The sequence below is a fragment of the Streptomyces sp. NPDC046831 genome (assembly GCF_040645305.1).
Classification (GTDB): domain Bacteria; phylum Actinomycetota; class Actinomycetes; order Streptomycetales; family Streptomycetaceae; genus Streptomyces.
This window is the reverse complement of record NZ_JBEYXZ010000012.1, coordinates 43,914-64,733: the sequence shown is the minus strand read 5'-3', so window position 1 is coordinate 64,733 and position 20,820 is coordinate 43,914. Positions and strand designations below refer to the sequence as shown.

Here is a 20,820-nt window from a genome sequence, read left to right as displayed (position 1 = left end):
CCTCCCTTCCCACCGGACGGAACACCGGCCCCTGTTGGTGGACGGCGCCGAGAAGCCGGATCCTTGAGGGAGCAGACTCGCAGGGAAACGGCACGCTCATGCAAGCTCACCTTGGCGATCGGCTGATCGTCGAAAGTCCGGTCACCGGGTTCACCCGGCGCGACGGCGAGATCGTCGGTCTGCACCACGACGACGGAACGCCTCCCTACGACGTGCGGTGGTCGGACACGGGCGAGGTCACGCTCCTGTTCCCCGGGCCCGACGCGCACGTCCAGCACCCCTGCCACGAGAAGGCCCCGCCCGGCGGCCCCGCCCGTCCGGGCGAGGGCTTCGCCGCGCCGGTGCGGCCGGCGGGCGGCGCCTGCCGGGCGGGGGACGTGGGCCGGCGCCTGGCCGCCGCGCGGGAACGGCTCGGGCTCAGCATCGAGGAGACGGCCCGGCTGGCACGGATGTCACCGCAGTATCTGTCCTATCTCGAGCACCATCCCGCCGAACCGAGCCTCGCGGCCCTCATGCGCCTGGCCGACGCGCTCGGCACCACGCTCATCGAGCTCCAGGGCGGTGACCAGGAACTGCCGCCGGGGCAGGGGCACGCCCTGCTCCATCCCCGCCTGCGCGACCTCGACCAGGACGAGTGCCGCAGCCTGCTGTCGACGCACGGGGTCGGGCGCGTCGCGCTGACCACGCCGGACGGCCCCGTCGTCCTGCCGGTCAACTACGAGGTGGTGCAGGACGGGCTCGTCTTCCGCACCGCGCCCGGCACGGCGCCCGCGGCGGCCGTCGGCGCGGAGGTCGCCTTCGAGGTCGACCATGTCGACGACGTCATGGGCCAGGGCTGGAGCGTCCTCGTCGTCGGCCGCGCCGAGGACGTCACCGACCCGGGGACGGTGCGCCGGCTCGAGGAGCACGCCCGGTCCGACCCGTGGGCGGGGGAGGGCCGCACCCTGTGGATCCACATCCGTGCCGCCCGGATGACGGGCCGCCGCATCACCGCGGCCGACGGCTGAGCGGCCCGCCGAACCAGCGCGGGCAACCGGTGCGCGGGCGGCGCGGCGGCGCGGCCGGCCGGGACCTTCGGGGCCGGGCGTGGACTGTTCGGCCCCAGACGCCGCCGGGGCGGCGGCGGTCGACTGGTCGGTGCGGGGGACGTCCGCCGGAGGAGCCGAGATGAACATCCACACGCGCTGCGGACGCGTCATCGGCGTGACACGTTTCGCCCCGCGGGGACTGCCGCCCGCCATGGACCGCGTCGTCCTGGAGACCTCGACCACGCCGCAGGACAAGGGCGGCGAGCTGTGGGCGTCGATGACGCCCGAGGAGGCCAGGCGCCTGGCGGGCCTGCTGCTGTACCAGGCGGACGCCGTGCAGCCGGCACCCGCGGCGCCGCCCGGGGAGGTCGAGGTGCGTCCCGTCGCGGGCGACGCCTGCGCGATCCGCGTGCGCGGTCACGTCCTCACCGTCGACCTGCCGCAGTCCGACGGCGGCAGCGACACCGCGCCCACCCCCGTCGAGCTGTACGTGTCCTCCGTCGCCGCCGGCGTGGCGCAGCACGCGGGACGCTACCTCGACCGGCACGGCCTCGACCGCGAAGGGCTGCGCGTCTCGGCGCGGTTCCGCACGGCCGCGGACCGTCCGGCCCAGGTGGCCGGGATCGAACTGACGGTCGCGGCGCCGTCCCTGCCGGAGGACCGGATCCCCGCCTTCCGCGACGTTGTCGCCCAGGGCGCGCCGGGCACCACGCCGGCGCGGCCGCCCCGGACGAGCCTGGAGGTCCGGATCGGCGCGCACGGGACACCGGTCCCGGCGCCCGAACGGAGCCCGGCGTAGGCGAGCCGCCGCCGGCACCGCCCGCACCGCTCGCCCGGCGCCCGCGACCGGACCCGGGCACACGCCGGGCCATGGCTTGCGGACGGCGCACGACGTGGTCCGCGGTGCGCCCGGTCAGTGAGCCCTGTCGTGTTCCTGCCGGACGACGACCACCGGACACGCGGCGTGCTGCGCGCAGCGCTGACTGACCGACCCCAGCATGGCCCGGGCGAACCCGCCCCGGCCGCGACTGCCCACCACCAGGAGCTCGGCCCCCTGCGAAGCCCGGATCAGCACCTCCGAGGGATCACCCTCCACGAGGTGCTCGCGCAGCCGCACCGGCTGCTCGTCCGGGAAGACACTGCGCAGCTCCTGCGAGAAGCGCTCCCGTGCCTGTTCGAGGTCGAACTCCGGGTCGATCGCCGGACCGCTCCAGCCGACGGCCGACGGGGTGTCCCAGGCGTGGATCGCCTCCACGGTCCCGTCCACGAGCCGCGCGTACCGCGCCGCCCAGCGCAGCGCCTCGTACGACGACGGTGAACCGTCCACGCCCACGACCACCCGGCGTTCCGCTTCCGAGGGTTCCATGGCCACCTCACTCAGCACTCGCACGCAGCGGTCGCTGCCTCTGCCGTCCACGCTGCCCGGCCCGGTCCGACTGTGCCAGCCGGGCGCGCCGGGCCCCGGCCGGGGGAGGGGCCAGCCCTTGCCCCGCGCCCCCGCCGGCCGGCGCGGGGGAGCGTCCCGGACCGCTCAGTCCCACAGCTCCCGGCTCTCGCAGAGGGTCGCGCCCATGTTGCGTTCCATCATGCGCAGCGCGGCGTCCGCGAGGTCGGCGTGGATGTGGGCGACGGCGTCGCGCGGCACGACGACCTCGAACCGGCGGATGTGGGCGTCCAGGGCGGAGTAGAGCACGCACTGCTCCGTCACCTGGCCGCACAGGACCAGCCGGTCGATGCCCTGCTCGTTCAGCAGATAGTTCAGCGGCGTCTCGAAGAAGATCGAGTGCCGGGCCTTGACGACGAAGAGGGAGGAGCCGTCGGGCCTCAGCGGCTCGACGAGGTCGGCGTGCGGCCCGGCGACGGCCTGGTCCAGCAGCTCGCCGTGGTGGGAGCGCCACTCGCCGAAGTTGTCGTTGACGTAGATCACGGGTACGTCCTTCGCCCGTGCCCGCTCCAGCAGTCCGGCAAGCACCGGCACGACGGACTTGGCCGACGGGATCAGCAGGTCGGCGTCCTCGTGATCGTAGGGGTTGATCATGTCGATGAGAATGAGTGCGGTCTTGCCCATGTGATCAAGACTGCCACTGCCGCCGGCCGAGTGGTCCGGCCGGCGGCAGCGCGCGTGCGTGACGGCGACGGTGTGGCACGCTCCCCGGCCGCATCCCGGCCTCAGCGGGCGGCGGCCATCACGGTGGCGGAGTCCTCGCCCGTGATCTCCATGATGCGGCGCACGGGGACGCCGGCGGCCAGCGCCCGCCCGAGCAGCGCGTCGCGGCCCTCCGCGCAGTCGCGGTAGGCCAGCAGTTCCTCCTCGATCCGGGCGGCGGACTCCGGGGCGCTGTGCTGGCGCAGGAGGACCAGTTCCTCCTCGCCCAGCGGCACCGGCAGCCGCTCCGCCTGCTCGGGAATGGCCGCCGTCTCCTCCGGCGGCAGGATCCGCAGCCTCGGCGACGTGGCCGTGACGCCCTGAGCGTCGAGCCACGCCCGTACGGCGGGGGTCTCCATGCAGGAGAGCGGCCCCACGGCGGCCGGCGGCACCCCGAGCGGGGTGGCGGCGTCGTCGAGCAGCAGCAGGTAGGCGTCGTCGGTCATCTCGGCTCCTACGAAGGGGGTGGCGTGGTCGAACGCCGATCCCTTACCCCCTCGCGGCCGGTTCATCGCCGGGTGACGGCCGACCGGCGTCCCCCCGGACGGGTGCCGCCGCCGAGCCCGGCCCCCCGGCCGCCGCTGCCCGGTTCCCGCCACCAGCAGCCCCGGTGCCCTTGCCACCCCTCCTTCCTCACCTCTCTGCCGTTCGCGTACGATCCCGTCAGCGAGTTAGGTCAGCCTTACCTTAGTGACAGGAGCGGTGCGGTGGGCAGCGAGACGTACCGGGACGCCTGGGGAATCCCCCACCTGCGGGCGGACAGCGCGCGCGACCTGGCCCGTGCGCAGGGCAGGGTCACCGCCCGCGACCGGGCGTGGCAGCTGGAGGTCGAGCGGCACCGCGCGCAGGGCACCTCGGCGTCCTTCCTCGGTCCCGCGGCCCTGCCCTGGGACGTCTTCGCCCGGCGCGCCCGACTCGACGACACGGCCCGCCGCTGCTTCACGGCCCTGGCGGAGCGCGACCCGGAGACCGCCGACTGGGTGCGGGCCTACACCGACGGCGTGAACGAGGGGCTCGAGGCCTGCGCCTCCCCGGAGTTCACCCGTACGGGGCTGGCACCCGGCCGCTGGGAGCCCTGGACACCGCTCGGCGTCTGGCTCGCCACCCACATCCTCTTCGCGGGCTTCCCGGCCAAGCTCTGGCGCGACCAGGTCGTGCGGCACCTGGGGGCGGACGCCGTGGCCCTGTTCGCCACCGACGGGCCGGGCACCTCCGGCAGCAACGGCTGGCTGGTGAGCGGCGAGCGAACCGTGACCGGGCAGGCGGTCCTCGCCGGCGACCCGCACCGCTTCATCGAGGACCCCGGCGTCTACCAGCAGATCCGCCTGTCCTGCCCGGAGTTCGACGTCGTCGCACTGGCGGTGCCCGGCGTCCCCGGCGCCGCCCACTTCGGCCACACCGGCACGGTCGCCTGGGCCATCACCAACGCCATGGCCGACTACCAGGACCTCTACCGCGAGCGGCTGCGCCGCACCGGCGCGGGCGTCGAGGCGCTGGGGCCCGACGGTGGCTGGCACCGGGCCGCCCGGCACACCGAAACGGTCCACGTGGCGGGGGAGGCGGCCGTCGAGGTCGAGATCATCGAGACCGCACGGGGACCCGTGATCGCCGGCGGCCCCGAGGGCCTCGACGACGGCACTCCGGAGGCACTGAGCCTGCGCCACCCGCCACGGGTCACCGGCGACCTCGGCTTCGGCGCCCTGCTGCCCCTGCTGCGGGCCCGCCGGGTCGCCGACGTCGACCGCGCCCTCGACCGGTGGGCCGAACCGGTCAACGTCGTGCTCGCCGCCGACACCGAGGGCGGCTCGCTGCACCGGGTCGCGGGCCGGGTGCCGGTGCGCCACGACGCCAACCGCGTCCGCCCGGTGCCCGCCTGGGAGCCGGGCCACGAGTGGCGCGGCTGGCACGAGACGCCCCGGGCCGGGCTGACGGACGGCGTCGCCGTGATGGCCAACCAGGCCGGCCTCGCCGCCCCCCTCGGTGTCGAGTTCGCCCCGCCCCACCGCGCCGACCGCATCACGGCGCTCCTGGCGGCCAGGGAGCGCTGGTCCGCCGCCGACATGCCCGCGATCCACAAGGACACCCACCTCGCCTCCGCGGCAGCCCTGCTCGACCACCTGGCGGAGCTGGGGGACCTGCCCCCGCGGGCCGCCGCGCTCCGGGACCGCCTGCTGCGCTGGGACCGCCGCATGGACGCGCACAGCACCGACGCGGCGCTCTACGCGGCGGTGCGCGGGGCGGTCGTCCGGCGGCTCGCGGCGCACCCCGCGTTCGCCGGGCCGGCCGGCCCGCCCGCCTACCCGGAGATCTTCCAGCCGTGGCTCGCTCTGGTGCCCCGCATCGGCTACGCCCTCACCCACCTGCTGCGGGCGGAGGACCTGTACGGCATCGACCGCTCCGAGGCGGTCCGCGCCGCGCTGCTTCAGGTGGCCGCGGGACAGCCGGCCGCCGCCTGGGGGGACACCCACCGACTGGCCCCCTGGCGCGCCCTGGCCCCACCGGCGCCGGACGAGCCGCCCGGCCTGTCCGGCGACCACGACTGCGTGCTGTGCACCTCCGCCGTGCCCGGCGTCACCGACCTCGCCGCCCGTGGGCCGGCCGCCCGCTACGTGTGGGACCTGGCCCGCCGCGAGGACAGCCGCTGGGTCGTCCCGTTCGGGGCCTGCGGCGTCCCCGGCTCACCCCATCACCGCGACCAGCTGCCCCTGTGGCTCGAGGGGGACCTCGTCCCGGTGGTCACCGACTTCGACCAGCTCACCAAGGAGACCGATGTCTGACCCCTACGCCTCCCGCGCCCCCGTCCACGAGGAGCGGGTCGACGGCTTCGGCACCGTGCGGATCCTGCCCCTCGACGCGCGGGCCGACGCCGAAGTCGTCTGGCGCTGGGTCAACGAGGAGCGGGCCGCCTTCTGGGGCATGACCGGCCACACCCTGGACCAGGTGGCCGGCAGCTACGCCCACCTGGACACCCTCGGCACCCACCACGCGCACCTGGTGGTCAAGGACGGCTCCCCGGCCGCGCTGCTGCAGACCTACGAACCCGAGGCCGACCGCGTCGGCGAGTGCTACGACGTCCGCCCCGGCGACATCGGCATCCACCTGCTGGTCGCGCCCGCCGGGGCCGCGGGGCCGCGCCCCGGCTGGACCGCGGCGCTGGTGTCCGTCATCCTCGCGTACGTCCTGCTCGGCCTGGACCGCACACGCGTCGTCGTCGACCCGGACGTGCGCAACGGCAAGGCGATCGCCCGCTTCCTGAAGCAGGGCTTCGCCCGGGGCCCGGCCGTGGTGCTGCCGGAGATCGACCTGCCCGGCGTCCACCTGCCCGAGAAGCGGGCCCGACTCGCCTTCCTCACCCGGGAGGCGGCCTTCCCCGCGACGCGGTGACGGACCGGTGACGGCACGGGGCCGCGGGGTTCGCCGGCGCACCCGCCCGGCGGCCGGCCGCGCCGGCTGTGTGAGAAGCGGCGCAGAGCTCGATCGGCTCCTGCACGAGGTGCGCCGTACCCAGCCCACGCCAAGACGGCGCGGGGGATCCGGCACGGGACGGGTCGTCCTCGTGGCGTCCGGCATGCTCGAAGCAGTGTGGGCCACCGCTCTGGGCGCGTCGGCGGGCCTCAGCCGGCCGCTGCCGCCGCGCTGTTCCTTCCCGGCCTGCTGCTCAGCATGAGCGGCCCGGCCTACGCGCTGCGGACGGCCCCCTGGGACCGGCTACGCAGTCTTAGTGGGCATCGGTGCGGTGTGCACCGCCGGCTACGCGATGGTCTTCGGCGGCGAGTCCGCCAGTCCGCCGAAGGTGCTGCTCCTGGCGGGCATCGTCGGGTGCGCGGCGGGCCTGAAGCCGGCCGGCTGAAACCGGCGTCCGCCGGCGGCCGGTGGTCCCCAGGGAGGCGGTGGCGCCCCGCGCCGGCGCCTCCGCCGCGGCGCGGCGCCGGGCGGGGCGTGCGGGCCGGGGGCGGGTGCCGCTCCGGCCGCGGCGCGGGCGGTCAGGTGACGAGGGCGGCGCGGGCGGCGTCGAGGTCGGGGAAGCGCGGGAGCACGGCGTGGGTGCCGGTGACCTCCAGCAGGCGGAGCACGAGGGGGCCGGCGCCCACGAGTCCGGTCGTGCGGGCGCGTGCGGTCCCCAGGAGGAGGTTGAGCAGGGCGGAGTCGCAGAAGGTGACGTCCTCCAGGTCGAAGACGACGGGACCGGGGAAGGACCGCAGTGCGGCGGCGGTCGTCTCCTCCACACCGTCGAGGGTTTCCATGTCGAAGTCGCCGTGCAGGGCGATCACCCAGATCGGCCCGTCCGGCGCGGACCTGGAGACCCCCGCTTCCGCAGGCCCGTGGCAAGTTGTCATACGGCAATGATCCCGCTGTCCGGCTCGCCAGTACAACCACGGTCCGGGGCTGCCGGTGAAGTGCCGGACCGGCCGGGTCGGTCGCCCGGCCGCGAGTGTCCGGGAACCGGTCGCAGCCGGCCCCGGCGGCCCCGGACGCCCGGCGGCGCGCAGGGAGATGCCACCGGTGCCGTGGACGTCGTGCGCGCACCGGTGGGCGGGCCGGCCCGGCGGCCTGTCGTGTGACGGTCGTTCAGCCGTCTGGGGCAGTGCGGTGGCCGGTGCGCCCGGCCGCCCCTGCAATGGAGACGTCCGTCTGTCGACGCCCGAAGGAGACGCCTGTGATCGTCAAGAAGCTGCACGAGTCCGGGATCCGCGCCGAGCACGCCTACGCGGCGGGGTTCGCCTCGATCGGCCTGTCGGTCCTGTCGTGGTGCGTGTCGCTGAGCATGGAGAAGAAGGGCGAGGAGCGGGCAGACCGCTGGGGGATCTTCGTCGGGGAGTGGGCACCGACGTTCTTCGCGATGGGCCTGGCCCTGTCCACCTACGAGAAGTAGCCCGCGGGCGCGCCTGCCGCGCCCGCGTCCCGGGAGCGGCGGTTTCCGGCGGCGCGCTCGGCGAGGCCGGTGCGGCCGACGGGTGCGGACGGCGGCCGAGGATCTCCCGTGCGGGGGTCCCGGCGGCCGGTGCGGGGCCCCGGCGGCCCGTGCGGGGGCGTTCGGCCGCTGCGGTGGCCGGGGGCCGTCCGGGCGAGTGGGAGACACTCGGCCCGAGCTGCGGCCGGGGCCGCGGGGCCTCCGGGGCCGGCCCCTGGGGAACCGGAGGGGCAGGGGGGTTCGTCCGGTCCCGAGGGCCGGGCCCGTCACAGCTTCAGCGTGAACCAGGTCGTCTTCCCCTCGTCCGTGGGCCGCACCCCCCAGCTGTCGGCGAGCGCGCGGACCAGGGACAGGCCCCGGCCGGACTCCTCGTCGTCGGCCGCGACGCGGGGCTGAGGGAGGTGGGAACTGCGGTCGCTCACCTCGACCGTGAGGTCCGTGGCGGTGCGGCACAGCCGCAGTCCGATGGGGCCCTCGGCGTGCCGTACGGCGTTGGAGAGGATCTCGGAGAGCAGCAGCCGGGCGTCGTCCGCGGGCGCCGTGCACTCCCACGAGGCCAGCGTCCGGCCGAGGAAGGCCCTGCCCTCGGGCACGGAGGACGGGGTGGCCGGCAGGTCTCTGGCCAGGGCGGCCAGCGGCGCCGCGGGCAGCTGGGCGAGCAGGAGGGTCACGTCGTCGTTGTGACGCTCGCAGTCCGGCACCAGCCTGGCGAGCACCTGGTCGGCGGCGGCCTCCAGACCGGCCGTCCCGGTGCGCAGACCGAGACGGCCGAGGACCGCGGTGAGTTCGTCGAGCCGGCACTCGATGTCGCTGCCGGGCGTCTCGATCAGGCCGTCGGTGTACAGCACGAGCGTGGCGCCGGGGGATATGTCCGCGCACGACTGCTCGTAGAGGACGTTGCCGACGCCGAGCGGGGCGTTGACCGGTGCCGGCAACGGGCGCACGCCCTCGTGGGGACCCACGACGAGGGTGGGCAGGTGGCCCGCCGAGCACACGGTGACGGTGCCGGCGTCCGGGGCGACGACCAGGTAGCAACAGGTGACGAGCTGGTCCGGGACGTCCAGGTCGGCGACGACCGTGTCCAGGGCCTGCATCAGCTGACGGGGCTGCATGCCGGTCTTGGCGAGCGCGTGCGCGGCCGAGCGCAGCTGGCCCATGACGGCTGCGGCCTCCAGGCCCCGGCCCATCACGTCGCCGATGAGCATGCCCACCCGGCCCGCGCCCAGCGGAATGAGGTCGAACCAGTCGCCGCCGACGCCGGCGCCCTGGGTGGCGGGCCGGTAGCGGCTGGCCGTGGCCAGACCGGGCAGCGCCGGCGGGGTGCCCATCAGGCTGCGCTGCAAGGTGAGTGCGATGTGCCGCTGCTGCTCCAGCAGAGCGGTGAGTTCGGCCTCCGCGCGCTTGCGGTCGCTGATGTCGCGGACGATGGCGCACGCGCCGACCACCCTGCCCAGGGTGTCCCGGGTCGGCCACAGGGTGACGTCGACGTCCAGCAGGGAGCCGTCCTTGGTGACCCGCAGCGTCTCGAAGTGCGCGACCTTCTCCCCGTGCCGCAGCCGCTCCAGCAGCGCGCTCACCTCGTCCTGGAGTTCGACGGGCGCGAGCAGGGACACGTGCCGGCCCATGGCCTCCTCGGCCGTGTAGCCGTACAGGCGGGCGGCCGCGGCGTTCCAGTAGGTGATGTAGCCGTCGAGCGTCTTGGCGAGGATGGCGTCCTGGGACGACTCCACCAGTGCGGCGAGCTCGTTGATGCGCGCCTCGGCGGCCTTGCGGTCGCTGACGTCGCGGACGGCGGCGGACACCAGCAGCCCGTCCGCGGTCTCCAGGGGGCTGAGGCTGATCTCGACGGGGAACTCCGTGCCGTTCTTGCGCAGCCCGTGCAGCTCCAGGCCCGCGCCCATGGGGCGTACCTGCCGGTTGGCGGCGTACCCGTCGCGGTGGCGCGTGTGGTGGGCGCGGAAGCGGTGCGGTACGAGCAACTCGACGGGGCGGCCGAGCAGTTCCTCGCGCCGGTAGCCGAACAGCGCCTCGGTCTGGGCGTTGACCAGCCGAATCGTGCCGGTGTCGTCGACGATGACCATGGCGTCCGGCGCCGCCTCCAGCAGCCCGCGGAACCGCTCCTCCGCCGCCGACGGGCCCCCCTTCTGCCGGCGCCCGCCGTAGCGGCGGTCCTCGACGGCCCTCCGGTCGGCGGACCGCGTCGGCCCGCCGGGAAAAACGCTCATGTCCGTCCCGCCCTGCCTCAAGAGATGATTCCGGCCATCCCAACTCAAGCGGTGGGGCGCCCGCATCGGGATGTCGCCTACTGTCCGCGCCGTGGCCGGTTTCTGACGGAACGGGACGCGACGCGACCGGCCGCGCACGACTCCCGTCCCACCCCGCCGCGCCTGCGCGCAGCGGGCATGTCCGGCTCCGTGGCCTCGCGCCTGTGCGCGGCGAGCGCCTCCTCGCCGTGCCGGATCCCTGCGGCCGGGCCCGCCTTCCGTCCCGCCCCGGCGGCGGGAATGCTGCGCGTGGGAGCCGGTGTGTCTGCTTGGGCTGCGGGTGGGTTGTCACGAGCCGGCGTGCCTGCCGGGCGGCCGGGCCGGCTGGGGACGGCCGGGGCCGCGCCTTCCGTCCCGCCCCGGCAGCCGACATCCCACGCGAGCCGTGACCTGCTCCAGGCCGCCGGCGCGCCCCGGGAGCCGCCGTCACCGCCGCGCCGGCGGGCGAGCCGGCCGGGGTACTGCCGCCGCCCAGTGGGCCGACCGGTCGGCGCGCATCCCACCGTTAGCGTCGGACCCTGCCGCCGCGCCGGCCGGTGAGGTCGTGCGGGGCTGGACCCTGCGTGTCGTCTCCGGCCGCCCGACTGCGCGCCGGGTGGGCCGTCCCGGCGGCGGGACCGGAGCGCCGGGGGGCGGCGGCACCCCCGGCCTCGACACTGTGGCTCCATGGCCCTGTGGCCCTGTGGCCTCGTGGCCTCGTGGCCCTGTGGCCCCGCAGTCCGGCGGTCCCGTGGCCCCGCGGACCCGCGGAGTGGGGTCGGTCGGCCCCCGCGAGGGACCCAGCGGCCCCTGCTGCCGTCCCGGGCCCCGCGCTGATCATGGCATCGGATCGTTCGGCACAGGAGGTGGAGACCATGCCCCGCACCGTCACCGTAGGTCTCGACGGCTCGCCCGAGAGCCGGGCCGCGGCCGAATGGGCGGCCCGGGAGGCGAAGCTGCGCGGTCTGCCCGTGAGGCTCGTCCATGTCCGGGAGGCGGTGCCGGAGTCCGTGGCGCAGTCCCCGCTGCTCGGCGCCGAGACCGACGAGCACTGGGCCGGTCGCATCCTCCGGGAGTCCGCGCAGGGCCTGCGGCTGCGGCACCCCGGTGTGGAGGTGACCGTCGAGCAGACCTCCGGCAGTCCCGCCGAGGCGCTGTGCGCGGCGGCGAAGGACGCCGAACTCCTGGCGCTCGGCTCGCGCGGCCTCGGCGGTGTCGGCGGCTTCCTGGTCGGGTCCGTGGGCATGAGCGTCGTGGCGCACGCCGAACGGCCCGTGGTGCTGGTCCGGGCCGGTGAACAGGCGGCGGACGAGCACGAGATGGACCCCGCGGGCGTGCCGTCGGCCGCGACGGCCTTCCGGCCCGTCGTGCTCGGCCTCGACACCGGCGCCCCCGACGAGACCCTGCTCGAGTTCGCCTTCGACGCGGCCGCCCGCCGCGCCACCTCGCTGCGTGTCGTGCACGGCTGGCGCCTGCTGCCCTGCTTCGGCGTCGGTCCCGTCCCCGAGCCCGACCTGCGGACGCTGGAACGCGACCGGTCGACCGCCCTGAGCCGGATCCTCCGTCCGTGGCGGCAGAAGTTCCCCGCGGTGGAGGTCGTCGAGGTGTGCCGCCTGGGCAGTGCCGCCGAGCAACTGGTCGACGCCTCCCACCAGGCGGGCCTGGTCGTGGTGGGCCGGCGGGTGCGCCGCGCCCCCTTCGGCACCCGCATCGGCCACGTCACCCATGCCGTGCTGCACCACGCCGCCGCCCCCGTCGCCGTGGTCGCGCACGGCTGACGCCGTCCGCTGTCCGGCGCCGGACAGCATGGCCGTACGGGCCGCCCCCGCCTCGTCCGGACCCGGCAGCGCCTCGACTGACGCCTGTGTGACAGTAGTTGAGGGTAGGCGGGCCCGGTCGCGTCGCCGGGGCGGACGGCGGTGAGGTGAGGGGACGCTGCTAAGTTCGGTGCCGTGCGCTCACGTGACTACGACCTAGATTTCCGCGACAGGGCCGGCCGTACACGGGCCTGGGGCATCGGCCTGCTGGCCCTGGCCGCACTGCTGTGGACGTGGTGCGCCGTGCTGATCCTCACCCCGTACGAGGTCGACGAGGAGCCCGGCGACCGTTACCCGCGGGAGTGCGAGTCGCGGTTGCTGACGGAGCGTGGCACGGCCAACGACGGCCTGCAGCACGGCGACTGGTGCCAGAACGAACGCGACTGGCCCGAGGCCCTCGCCGTGCTCGGACTGTCCGTGCCGGTGTCGGCCGCGGGCGTGGCACTGCTCGTGAGTGGCGATCTGAGCAGGCGGATGAGCGCCCACGCCGAGGCGATGCGCGAACTGGACCGGATCGCCGACGCCCGCGGGGCCTGACCCCACCGCCCCTTGCCGCCCACCGCCCCGCCGTCCTCTCCCTCCCTCCACGGCCGGGCAGTTCGGCCGGGCCGGCCCCCCCCGGTGTCGCGGAGGATGCCGGGGCGAGGACGCCGCGGCGGACCGGTGGCGCAGAAGCCTGGGGGAGGAGGCCGTGGGGAGGAGCCGTTGCCGAAGACCGGCCGGAGAGCGTCCCGGGCCCGGGGTCCGGTGGGCCCGGCCGGCCGGGCCCCGGGGAGCCCGCGTCACCGGCCGGCCACGGACCCCCGGCCGGCCGTCCGATGGGGCCGACCGGCCCAAGCGGATCTCCCGGGTGCCGGACAAGCTGGATCTGCGGGGCAGTCCCGGCGCCCCGCCGGACTCCGGCTCGCGCCTGCCGACGGCGGTGATCCGCGTCCCGGAGCCCGCCCGAGCACAAGAGGGTGAGGATCGGCATGAAAGGTTACGTCTTCCACGGCCCCGGTCAGTCCGCCTGGGAGGACGTCCCCGACCCGGACGTCCGGGAGCCGACCGACGCGATCGTGCGCGTCGACGCCGTGACCATCTGCGGGACGGACCTGCACATCCTCAGGGGCGACGTGCCCGAGGTCACCGCCGGCACCGTGCTCGGGCACGAGGCCGTCGGGGAGGTCGTCGAGATCGGCGGCGACGTGCGCACCGTGCAGCCCGGCGACCGCGTGCTGGTCTCGTGCATCACCGCCTGCGGACGGTGCCGCTTCTGCCGCGAGGGGAGGTACGGCCAGTGCCGCGGCGGCGGAGGCTGGCTCCTCGGTCACCTGATCGACGGCACCCAGGCCGAGTACGTCCGCGTCCCCTGCGCCGACCTCTCCGTCCATCCGCTGCCCAGCGCCGTGACCAACGAGGACGGCGTGCTGCTGGCCGACATCTTCCCGACCGCCTACGAGGTGGGCGTCCTCAACGGGCACGTGCGCCCCGGCGACACCGTCGCCGTCGTCGGAGCCGGACCGATCGGACTCGCCGCGATCGCCACCGCCCGGCTGTTCGCGCCCGAGCGCGTCGTCGCCGTGGACGTGGCCGCTCCCCGCCTGGAGGCCGCGCGGAAGCTCGGCGCCGAGGCGGTGGCCGACGCCCGGGAGGCTCCCGAGCAGCTGATCGCCGACCTCACCGGCGGTCTCGGCGCGGACGTCGTCGTCGAGGCGGTCGGCCTGCCGGAGACCTTCGAGGCCTGCACGCGCATGGTCAGGCCCGGCGGCCACGTGGCCAACGTCGGGGTGCACGGCAAGCCCGCCACCCTCCGCCTGGAGCAGCTGTGGAGCCGGAACGTGACCATCACCACCGGCCTCGTCGACACCTGCTCCACGCCCACCCTGCTGCGGATGGCGGCCACCGGCCGGCTGCCCACCTCCCAGCTGGTCACCCACACCTTCCCGCTCCACCACATGGAGGAGGCGTACGACGTCTTCGCGCACGCCGGCGACACCGGAGCGCTGAAGGTCGTGCTCGGCGGGGAGCGGCACGACGTCGTCGCCGTGAACGCGGCCTGAGTCCGGCCGGACGGCGCGGCGAAGCGGGCCGTTCTCCGGCACCGCCGGGACGGACGGCCCAAGCCCCGGGCCGGCCCCCCGCGCCAGGATGGACCCACGATGTAGCGCCGTACCAGGCGAGAGACGAGCCGGCCGATGTATGCGAACGACGGATTCCGCGAACTTGAGCGCCAGGAGTGCCTGCAACTGCTGGCCCAGGTGCCGGTGGGACGCATCGTCCACACCCGCCGGGCCCTGCCCGCGGTCCTGCCGGTCAACTTCTGCCTCGCCACCGACGGCGCGGTCCTCCTGCGTACGTCGGCCGCCTCCGAACTCGTCTCCGCCATCGACGGCGCGGTGGTCGCCTTCGAGGCCGACGAGGTCGACGCCGTCGCCCAGGCGGGCTGGAGCGTCCTCGTCACCGGCTCCGCCTCGGTGGTGGCCGACCCCGCGGAGCACGCCCGCCTCGTCCGCGAGGGCCCCCGCTCCTGGGTGCCGTCGCCGCGGGAGGTCTTCGTGCGCATCGAGCCGGAGCTCGTCACGGGGCGCGAACTCGTCGCCGGGCGCACCCTGTACGGCCTGGACCTGGCGCCCTGAGGCACCGCACGACGGCCGCCGTGGGACCCCACCGTCACGCTCCGGCAGGCGTCCGGCCCCGGTGGCGGCGGGCGCGGTCCACCGCCACCGGGCGCGGTCGTGGCCCGGCGCGAGCGGCGCGGACCCGACGGCTCACGCGGACCCGTTACGGACGGCTCAGATGTCGACCACCCGCCCTCCAGCGAGCGGTACTGCACCTCGCTGCCGGCCTCGCTGCCGGTGATCAGGGTGGCGCCCAGCTTGCCGTCGGAGCTGGTGCTGTCGTAGTCCCACAGCGTCAGGGTCCGCGACTGCTGACTCCCCAGCACCAGGGCGGCGTTGCCGTGGGCGTCCGTCAGGGACCGGACGTAGTTCGGGCCCATCGTCTGGTACCTGAGGCTCCCGGGCCACACCTTGACCGGGTTGCCGTTGCTGTCGGTGAGCTGCGCCCCGGCCGCGGTGCCGTCACCGCCCGCCGGCGACGGCGGGGCGGCGGCGCCTGCGCCGCCCGCGCGCCGTGGCCGGAGCGCGCGGGCGGGGGCACCCGGGAACGCCGCCGTGCGGCCGCGGGTGGCTGGAATGCGTCGCTTCCCTGCCGCGGGTGGCGGCCGTCTCCGCCGCCGCCGGTCACCGTGCGACCCGGGGACCGTCCTGGCCGGCGGCTGCCGTCAGTTGCCCCCACTGCCGTACGGGGCGTACAGATCGAGCAGCCGGACACGGGCCGAGTGGAGCCGGTGCGCGACCACCCGGCCGACCCAGACGGCGACGGCGCGGCCGAACTCCGCGTCCTGCGCGCACATCGTCCGCACGGTGCTCGCGTCGAACTCGTACGCCCTGACCGGGCTCTGGGCCTCGGCGCCCAGTTGCCAGACGTAGGGCGGGAAGTGCCAGGACCAGCCGACCAGTTCGCCGTGCCCCAGGGACTCGATCAGAGCGGCGCGCCGGCCGGGCACGTGCAGGTCCAGGGCGATCGTCCCCGTCTTGATGATCCAGAACCGGTCGGCGCGGCGGCCCTCCTCGAACAGACGGGCGCCCACGTCGAAGGAGACCTCCCGAGCGGTCCGCATCAGCTGTTCGCGCTGCTCGGCCGGGAGGGCGGCGGCCAGGGTGGTGGTGGAGGTCATCGCTCCGGTTCCTTTCGGTCCCGCCGCCGCAGCCGGCCGGCGAGTGCGTCGTGGAGTGCCGGGGCCGTCTCGGCGTCGGCACGTGGGCCGCGGCCGGCTCCGGCGGGCGTCACGGCACCGTCCGGTACGGCCCGTCCACGGCCGTGCGGGACGGGACGGTGCCGTGCGGTAGGGCCGACGGCCGTACGTCGCCGCGCGGGCAGGACCCGCACCGGGCCGTCGGGCCCGTGCCGGTCCACCGGGGCGGTCGTGCGGCTGTCGGTCATCTTCCCCCCGGTACGCCGCGTGCGGTTGTCGACCTCAGCCTCGCCCCGGGCGGGGCGTCGTGCCACGGGCCGCCCGGTCCCGATCGCGGGTCCTTCGGCCCAAGCGGCGGACGCCCGCCGGCCCGCGGGTCGCCCGAGAGGGCCGGTGAGGGGGCCGAGCGGCGCAGGTCCGGGGGCCGCGGTACCCCCTTCGTCCGGGACGCGCCTCGGGGTTCGGCCCCGGGACATGACTCGGGGTGCGGTGCGCGCGGCACACGCCGAGGCGCCGGAGCGGCTGAGAGGCGCGGCCGTGGCGGAGCGTGGCCCGGCGGGACACGGAAGAACGGGAAGGACTACCCGCTTCTCGCGGATCACGATTGCGCGGTGCGCGGCTGCCGGCCGCTTCCCCGCGTCTGTCCGGTGTCCTTCCCGTCACTCCGAGCACACCGCGCCGGCCGCCCCGGCGCAAGGGCCGAACGGCCCTGACGAGGAGGTGCTCCAGGTCAGCCTCGCTCGGGACGGCGAGTTCCGCGGATCCCGGCCGCCGCCCGACGCCGCTCGCTTCGGGACCGGTCACCGTCCGACGCCGCTCGCTTCGGGACGCCACCGCCCGGCCCCGCTCGCTTCGGGGCCGGTCACGGTTCGAGGCCGCTCGCTCGGCCCGGTCACCGCCGTCGCCGCTCGCTTCGGGACCGGCTCACCGTCCGGGGTCGCCCGCGGCCTGGGACGTCCGTCACCGCCCGACCGCGCCCGACCGTGCCGGGCCGGCGAGGCCGGAGGGTCGCAGACCCGGGTGCTCGCTCAGGATCGACGTGCGGACCGGCGGCCGTCCGTCCGTGTCGTGCAGTCGGCCGGGGGAGACGTGCGCCCCGCTGCCGCAGTGAGCGGCCCGCGCGGAGCCGGCCCCGGACGGGGCGGCCCCGCGCGGAGCCGGCCCCAGGTTGTCGCCGCCGTCCGGGCGTCCGCAGTCGTGGACGCGCCCGCCGGCGCCCGGCGGAACGGCCTCACGCCGGCGTCACGCCTGCACGGGCCCGGCCATCTCGACGATGTCGTCGGCGGCCACGTCGTGCAGCCGGACGGCGAGGTCCTCCAGGGCCCGGCTCGCGGCCAGTTCGTCGCCGATCTCGGGGATCGGCCGGTCGACCGGATTGCGGCGGGCCACGCCGCGGCCGGTCACGACGGAGGTGTCGCGGGTGCTGAGCACGGCGCGTGCGTGCGTGTCGTCACCCTCCTCCGTGATGTAGATCTGCACGGTCCACTGCTTGGCTTCCATGATGATCACTTCCGTACGGGCTTGCCCTCCTTCCCACCCTGCGCGCGGAGTCCCGTGCCCGGCCAGAGCCGAACGGCCCCTCCCGCCCCGCCGGATCCCCGCACGCCAAGGCCCCTCGGCCCGGGTGGGGGTCATGTGGCCCATGCCCGCACCGGTGACGGCGGACGACCATGAAGGCAGGCCCAGGAAGCTCGAGAAGGGCGGCACCGCTCATGTCCGTCGTCACCGCACCCCCCGGCCATGCCTCCACCTACCTGGCCCGTGCTGCCGTCACCGCGCCCTCGGCCCACGACACCCCGCCCTGGCTCTTCGTCGCCGACGGGGACCGGGGCGTCGAGCTGCACGCGGACGCCGACCGCCGGCTGCTCGCCGGCCCCCACGGCCGCGACATGGTCATCAGCTGCGGCGCCGCCCTGTTCAACGTCCGCCTCGCCATGCGCCACCTGGGCTTCAAGCCCGTCGAGCAGCCCTTCCCCGACCCCCGCGACCCTGCCTTCCTGGCGCGGGTCGCCTGGGGCGCCTACGCCCGCCCCACCCCCGACGAGGAACGCATGTACGGCGCCCTGCGCCGGCGGCTGACCGTGCGCGGGCCGTTCCTGCCGGACCCGCTGCCGTCCGCCCTGGTCGGCGCGCTGCGGGAGCACGCCAACGAGGAGGGGGCCGGCCTGCACCTCGTCGACGACAGCACGGGCCGCCGGGACCTGGCCGAACTGGTCCGGGCGGGCGAGGACGCCCACCGTGCGAACCCCGAACGGAGCGCCCACCCGTCCCGGTGGAGCCGGCGGCTCACCCGCACCCGGAGCGACGGGGGCCCCGCCGACGTGGGCCTCCTCCACCCCGACCGCACCTGCCCGGCGGAACGGGACTACGCGGCCCTGACCCGCATGTACCCCACGCCGCCGCGCCGGTGGCCCGCGCGCACCGGACTGGTGGCCGTCCTCGGCACCGACCGTGACGACCCGCCGGCCTGGCTGCGGGCCGGGCAGGCCCTCGAGCGGGTGCTGCTGGCAGCGGCGGCCCGGGACGTCGTGGCCGCCTTCCACACCCAGCCCCTGGAACTGCCCCCGCTGCGGGACCGGATGAGGCAGACGCTCAGCGCCGGCGAGTACCCGCAGATGCTGCTCCGCCTCGGCTACGCCCCCGGTGGGCGGGCCGTGTCCTGAGCGCCCGCCCGCGGTCGGGGCACCACGAACGGCGGCCGGCGGAGACCTCCGGTGCGGTCGCCGGCCCGGTGGCGGACGCCGGCTGGAGGAGGTGCGGCATGACGAAACCCGTGGTGGTCGGAGTCGACGGTTCGCAGTCGAGCCTGGACGCGGTCGAGGTCGCGGCCAGGGAGGCCGGTCTGCGGGGTGTGGGACTGCGCATGGTGCACGCCTTCGGATGGCCGGGGCTGCACGTGCCGCCGGGCGGTCCACCCTGGGACCCGGGCTCGGCGGGCGTACGCGAGCTGATCGACGGCACGCTGGCCGAGGCCGAGCGGCGGGCCCGCGACGCCGCACCCCACGTGGACCTGACGCGGGAGGTCCCCGTGGGCGAGCCGCTCATGGTGCTGGAGATCGAGTCGCGCACCGCCTGCCTCGCCGTCGTCGGCAGCCGCGGGCTGAACTCCTTCGGCAGTCTGCTGCTCGGTTCCACCGCCGTGCACCTGGCGGCCCACGGCCACTGCCCGGTCCTGGTGGTACGCGGCAGACCGCACCCGGCGGGCCCCGTGCTGCTGGCGGTGGACGGCTCGACGGCGGCCGAGCCGGCCGTGGAGTTCGCCTTCGCCGAGGCATCGATGCGCGGCACCGAGCTGGTGGCCCTGCACGTGTGGAAGTCCTGGACCGAACGGGCCCCCGACGGTCTCGCCGACCCGGCTCTGGTCGCCTACGACGAGAGCCGCCTGCGCGACGCGGAGGAGCGCCTGCTGGAGAAGGCGGTGGCCGGCCACCCGGAGACCCGCGCGGACGTGACCGTGCACCGGCGGCTGGTCCGGGGCCGGGTACGCGCCACTCTCGTCGAAGCGAGCGCCGGGGCCCAGTTGCTGGTGGTCGGCGCGCGCGGCCGGGGCGGCTTCACGGGCATGCTGCTGGGATCGGTGAGCCAGGCCGTCCTCCACCACGCGCGGTGCCCCGTCGCCGTGGCCCGCTCCGGCGCGACGTGACGCCCAGCGGCCGCCGCAGCGCCCGGCTCCGCGCGGCGGGGCCCCGGCCGGCGCATGGCCTCAGGCGGCCGGCGGCGTCCAGTGCGGGTCGCGCCCCAGGAAGGCGAGCAGTGCCTCGGCCCTGCCGTGGCCGTCGGGCAGGGCACGCGCGGGGGCGAAGACCCCGTAGGAGTCGCGGAGGTGATCGACGAGTCGCTCGGCCGCCGGCCGGATGCCCTCCACCAGGTCGTCCGCCAGCTTGCCTCCCAGGCCGACGGCGACGGCGATGTCCCAGGCGTGGACGGCCGCGTCCATCGCGGCCGCCGCCGCGGCCACGGGCAGGGGCAGCGGGCCCAGCGGGGTCGGTACCCGGTCGGCGTCGGCGGGCAGTTCGGCATAGGCGTCCGCCACCGAGCGCAGCACCTTGTCGAGTTCGCCCACCGGGTCGCCGTCGAGGGCGTCGGCCGGCTGGAAGGGGTCCTGGTCGGGGCGGCCGCCGGTGAGGACGAGGCCGTACGCCTCCTGGTCGATGCGCGCGTGGTTGACCACCTGCCGCACCGTCCACTCGCTGCACGGAGTCGGCGCTCCCCACTGCTGCTCCGGCACGGCGGCGACCACCTCCCGCAGATAGTCGTGCGCGCTCGTGAGGACCTCGATGCCCCGGGTGCTCGCCATCGTGTGTCTTTCCCTTCCGCCGTCCGTGCTCGATGAGAGGAAGCTAGTCCCCCTTGCAAACAGCTTCGGTCCGCGATTGGTCCGCGAGCACGGATTTCACGCGGACGAGGCAGGGTTCGCACACACGACGAGAGCAGTCGGCCCCGCGGCTTCTTCCCACGGCTGCTCACAGCGGGGCGCCCGGTGGCTGACGGCCGCGTACCGGCTCGGACGCACAGGCGCGTCCGGTCCGCACGGCGCGGGAGTGCCGGCGCGCCGCACGGCGGCCGGCCCCGCTGAACCGGGGCGTCGCGGCACGCACCACCCGCTCGTGCGTGGGATCCGCTCGGTGGGCGGCAAGGGCTCCGCGCGCCGAGCCGCCGCGTGCACCGGACCCGCGCGCTCACGGACCGGTACGCGCGGTCCGTCCGTGCGGGGGATCCGGCCGCACGTGGGACCTGGGGCGTGGGAGGCGTCCGCACGCGGATCGGTCCTGTACCTGTGACCCGCGCGCTCACGGACCGGTATGCGGGGTCCGTCCGTGCGGGGGATCCGGCCGCACGCGGGACCTGGGGCGTGGGAGGCGTCCGCACGCGGATCGGTCCTGTACCTGTGACCCGCGCGCTCACGGACCGGTATGCGGGGTCCGTCCGTGCGGG

At 75.9% G+C, this 20,820-nt stretch carries 20 protein-coding genes and 1 riboswitch; of the genes, 12 read left to right on the top strand and 8 right to left on the bottom strand.

Translation table 11 applies throughout. The features are described 5' to 3' along the window. The first annotated feature begins 98 nt into the window (after window positions 1-98). Together ABZ920_RS13390 and ABZ920_RS13385 are read left to right on the top strand one after the other, a co-directional pair. Entirely contained in the window at window positions 99-1,007 is a 909-nt protein-coding gene (locus tag ABZ920_RS13390; RefSeq protein ID WP_361502867.1) for a pyridoxamine 5'-phosphate oxidase family protein, read from the top strand. Between the two features lie 160 nt (window positions 1,008-1,167). Continuing rightward, a complete protein-coding gene (locus ABZ920_RS13385; protein ID WP_361502864.1) occupies window positions 1,168-1,827 on the top strand; it encodes an OsmC family protein in 660 nt (219 codons plus the stop codon). Between the two features lie 114 nt (window positions 1,828-1,941). Here the strand turns inward: ABZ920_RS13385 and ABZ920_RS13380 are convergent, their stop codons facing one another. The 3 genes from ABZ920_RS13380 to ABZ920_RS13370 all read right to left on the bottom strand — a co-directional run bounded on the left by ABZ920_RS13380 (window position 1,942) and on the right by ABZ920_RS13370 (window position 3,620). Beyond that, complete coding sequence (locus ABZ920_RS13380; protein ID WP_361502862.1) at window positions 1,942-2,394, bottom strand: universal stress protein; 453 nt, start codon at window positions 2,392-2,394, stop codon at window positions 1,942-1,944. Between the two features lie 165 nt (window positions 2,395-2,559). Continuing rightward, a complete protein-coding gene (locus tag ABZ920_RS13375) occupies window positions 2,560-3,096 on the bottom strand; it encodes an isochorismatase family cysteine hydrolase (protein ID WP_361502859.1) in 537 nt (178 codons plus the stop codon). A 101-nt stretch (window positions 3,097-3,197) separates the two neighbouring features. Beyond that, on the bottom strand, window positions 3,198-3,620 hold the full coding sequence (locus ABZ920_RS13370) for a DUF6003 family protein (protein WP_361502856.1): 423 nt from the start codon (window positions 3,618-3,620) through the stop codon (window positions 3,198-3,200). 261 nt (window positions 3,621-3,881) lie between these two features. Between ABZ920_RS13370 and ABZ920_RS13365 the strand changes: the two genes are divergently transcribed. The 3 genes from ABZ920_RS13365 (at window position 3,882) to ABZ920_RS13355 (ending at window position 7,024) form a co-directional block, all read left to right on the top strand. After that, window positions 3,882-5,951 carry a penicillin acylase family protein gene (locus ABZ920_RS13365; protein ID WP_361502853.1) on the top strand — a complete coding sequence of 690 codons (2,070 nt, stop codon included), beginning with the start codon at window positions 3,882-3,884 and terminating at the stop codon, window positions 5,949-5,951. After that, window positions 5,944-6,558, top strand: coding sequence for a GNAT family N-acetyltransferase (locus ABZ920_RS13360; RefSeq protein ID WP_361502850.1), 615 nt, complete (start codon window positions 5,944-5,946; stop codon window positions 6,556-6,558). The genes ABZ920_RS13365 and ABZ920_RS13360 overlap by 8 nt, the downstream gene beginning before the upstream one ends. An 82-nt stretch (window positions 6,559-6,640) precedes the next feature. Next, a riboswitch (guanidine-III (ykkC-III) riboswitch) is annotated at window positions 6,641-6,703 on the top strand. A 192-nt stretch (window positions 6,704-6,895) separates the two neighbouring features. Then, complete coding sequence (locus tag ABZ920_RS13355; protein ID WP_361502847.1) at window positions 6,896-7,024, top strand: hypothetical protein; 129 nt, start codon at window positions 6,896-6,898, stop codon at window positions 7,022-7,024. A gap of 133 nt (window positions 7,025-7,157) precedes the next feature. Here ABZ920_RS13355 and ABZ920_RS13350 read toward each other — a convergent pair whose 3' ends face one another. Then, complete coding sequence (locus ABZ920_RS13350; RefSeq protein WP_361502844.1) at window positions 7,158-7,511, bottom strand: STAS domain-containing protein; 354 nt, start codon at window positions 7,509-7,511, stop codon at window positions 7,158-7,160. 320 nt (window positions 7,512-7,831) lie between these two features. Here ABZ920_RS13350 and ABZ920_RS13345 point away from each other — a divergent pair, with 320 nt between their 5' ends. Beyond that, window positions 7,832-8,047: a hypothetical protein gene (locus tag ABZ920_RS13345; protein WP_361502841.1), complete on the top strand. Its 216-nt coding sequence runs from the start codon at window positions 7,832-7,834 to the stop codon at window positions 8,045-8,047. Between the two features lie 305 nt (window positions 8,048-8,352). Here ABZ920_RS13345 and ABZ920_RS13340 read toward each other — a convergent pair whose 3' ends face one another. Then, window positions 8,353-10,311, bottom strand: a complete 1,959-nt coding sequence (locus ABZ920_RS13340) for a PAS domain S-box protein (protein ID WP_361502838.1) — start codon at window positions 10,309-10,311, stop codon at window positions 8,353-8,355. A gap of 893 nt (window positions 10,312-11,204) precedes the next feature. Here ABZ920_RS13340 and ABZ920_RS13335 point away from each other — a divergent pair. The 4 genes from ABZ920_RS13335 (at window position 11,205) to ABZ920_RS13320 (ending at window position 14,764) form a co-directional block, all read left to right on the top strand. Further along, the gene (locus tag ABZ920_RS13335; RefSeq protein ID WP_361502835.1) at window positions 11,205-12,107 is read left to right on the top strand and encodes a universal stress protein; all 903 of its coding nucleotides are present in this window, start codon (window positions 11,205-11,207) and stop codon (window positions 12,105-12,107) included. Window positions 12,108-12,281: 174 nt separating this feature from the next. Beyond that, on the top strand, window positions 12,282-12,683 hold the full coding sequence (locus tag ABZ920_RS13330; protein WP_361502832.1) for a hypothetical protein: 402 nt from the start codon (window positions 12,282-12,284) through the stop codon (window positions 12,681-12,683). Between the two features lie 434 nt (window positions 12,684-13,117). Continuing rightward, the gene (locus ABZ920_RS13325) at window positions 13,118-14,188 is read left to right on the top strand and encodes an alcohol dehydrogenase catalytic domain-containing protein (RefSeq protein WP_361502830.1); all 1,071 of its coding nucleotides are present in this window, start codon (window positions 13,118-13,120) and stop codon (window positions 14,186-14,188) included. Between the two features lie 135 nt (window positions 14,189-14,323). After that, the gene (locus tag ABZ920_RS13320) at window positions 14,324-14,764 is read left to right on the top strand and encodes a pyridoxamine 5'-phosphate oxidase family protein (protein WP_361502827.1); all 441 of its coding nucleotides are present in this window, start codon (window positions 14,324-14,326) and stop codon (window positions 14,762-14,764) included. Window positions 14,765-15,411: 647 nt separating this feature from the next. Here ABZ920_RS13320 and ABZ920_RS13315 read toward each other — a convergent pair. Further along, window positions 15,412-15,867, bottom strand: a complete 456-nt coding sequence (locus ABZ920_RS13315) for a cyclic nucleotide-binding domain-containing protein (protein ID WP_361502825.1) — start codon at window positions 15,865-15,867, stop codon at window positions 15,412-15,414. A gap of 1,260 nt (window positions 15,868-17,127) precedes the next feature. Then, window positions 17,128-17,385, bottom strand: a complete 258-nt coding sequence (locus ABZ920_RS13310) for a DUF1876 domain-containing protein (RefSeq protein WP_361502822.1) — start codon at window positions 17,383-17,385, stop codon at window positions 17,128-17,130. Between the two features lie 212 nt (window positions 17,386-17,597). Here ABZ920_RS13310 and ABZ920_RS13305 point away from each other — a divergent pair, with 212 nt between their 5' ends. Together ABZ920_RS13305 and ABZ920_RS13300 are read left to right on the top strand one after the other, a co-directional pair. Then, window positions 17,598-18,548, top strand: a complete 951-nt coding sequence (locus ABZ920_RS13305; RefSeq protein WP_361502819.1) for a hypothetical protein — start codon at window positions 17,598-17,600, stop codon at window positions 18,546-18,548. A gap of 98 nt (window positions 18,549-18,646) precedes the next feature. After that, a complete protein-coding gene (locus ABZ920_RS13300) occupies window positions 18,647-19,528 on the top strand; it encodes a universal stress protein (protein ID WP_361502816.1) in 882 nt (293 codons plus the stop codon). A gap of 60 nt (window positions 19,529-19,588) precedes the next feature. Here the strand turns inward: ABZ920_RS13300 and ABZ920_RS13295 are convergent, their stop codons facing one another. After that, entirely contained in the window at window positions 19,589-20,182 is a 594-nt protein-coding gene (locus ABZ920_RS13295; protein ID WP_361502813.1) for a TIGR03086 family metal-binding protein, read from the bottom strand. Window positions 20,183-20,820: the final 638 nt, after the last annotated feature.

What these genes read in the sequence shown, in the direction of transcription:
- ABZ920_RS13325 (WP_361502830.1), top strand. Translation starts at nt 13,118, where the DNA reads ATGAAAGGTTACGTCTTCCACGGCCCCGGTCAGTCCGCCTGGGAGGAC.
- ABZ920_RS13375 (WP_361502859.1), bottom strand. Translation starts at nt 3,096, where the DNA reads ATGGGCAAGACCGCACTCATTCTCATCGACATGATCAACCCCTACGAT.
- ABZ920_RS13380 (WP_361502862.1), bottom strand. Translation starts at nt 2,394, where the DNA reads ATGGAACCCTCGGAAGCGGAACGCCGGGTGGTCGTGGGCGTGGACGGT.
- ABZ920_RS13295 (WP_361502813.1), bottom strand. Translation starts at nt 20,182, where the DNA reads ATGGCGAGCACCCGGGGCATCGAGGTCCTCACGAGCGCGCACGACTAT.
- ABZ920_RS13360 (WP_361502850.1), top strand. Translation starts at nt 5,944, where the DNA reads ATGTCTGACCCCTACGCCTCCCGCGCCCCCGTCCACGAGGAGCGGGTC.
- ABZ920_RS13300 (WP_361502816.1), top strand. Translation starts at nt 18,647, where the DNA reads ATGACGAAACCCGTGGTGGTCGGAGTCGACGGTTCGCAGTCGAGCCTG.
- ABZ920_RS13350 (WP_361502844.1), bottom strand. Translation starts at nt 7,511, where the DNA reads ATGACAACTTGCCACGGGCCTGCGGAAGCGGGGGTCTCCAGGTCCGCG.
- ABZ920_RS13320 (WP_361502827.1), top strand. Translation starts at nt 14,324, where the DNA reads ATGTATGCGAACGACGGATTCCGCGAACTTGAGCGCCAGGAGTGCCTG.
- ABZ920_RS13315 (WP_361502825.1), bottom strand. Translation starts at nt 15,867, where the DNA reads ATGACCTCCACCACCACCCTGGCCGCCGCCCTCCCGGCCGAGCAGCGC.
- ABZ920_RS13305 (WP_361502819.1), top strand. Translation starts at nt 17,598, where the DNA reads ATGTCCGTCGTCACCGCACCCCCCGGCCATGCCTCCACCTACCTGGCC.
- ABZ920_RS13370 (WP_361502856.1), bottom strand. Translation starts at nt 3,620, where the DNA reads ATGACCGACGACGCCTACCTGCTGCTGCTCGACGACGCCGCCACCCCG.
- ABZ920_RS13340 (WP_361502838.1), bottom strand. Translation starts at nt 10,311, where the DNA reads ATGAGCGTTTTTCCCGGCGGGCCGACGCGGTCCGCCGACCGGAGGGCC.
- ABZ920_RS13390 (WP_361502867.1), top strand. Translation starts at nt 99, where the DNA reads ATGCAAGCTCACCTTGGCGATCGGCTGATCGTCGAAAGTCCGGTCACC.
- ABZ920_RS13385 (WP_361502864.1), top strand. Translation starts at nt 1,168, where the DNA reads ATGAACATCCACACGCGCTGCGGACGCGTCATCGGCGTGACACGTTTC.
- ABZ920_RS13335 (WP_361502835.1), top strand. Translation starts at nt 11,205, where the DNA reads ATGCCCCGCACCGTCACCGTAGGTCTCGACGGCTCGCCCGAGAGCCGG.
- ABZ920_RS13310 (WP_361502822.1), bottom strand. Translation starts at nt 17,385, where the DNA reads ATGGAAGCCAAGCAGTGGACCGTGCAGATCTACATCACGGAGGAGGGT.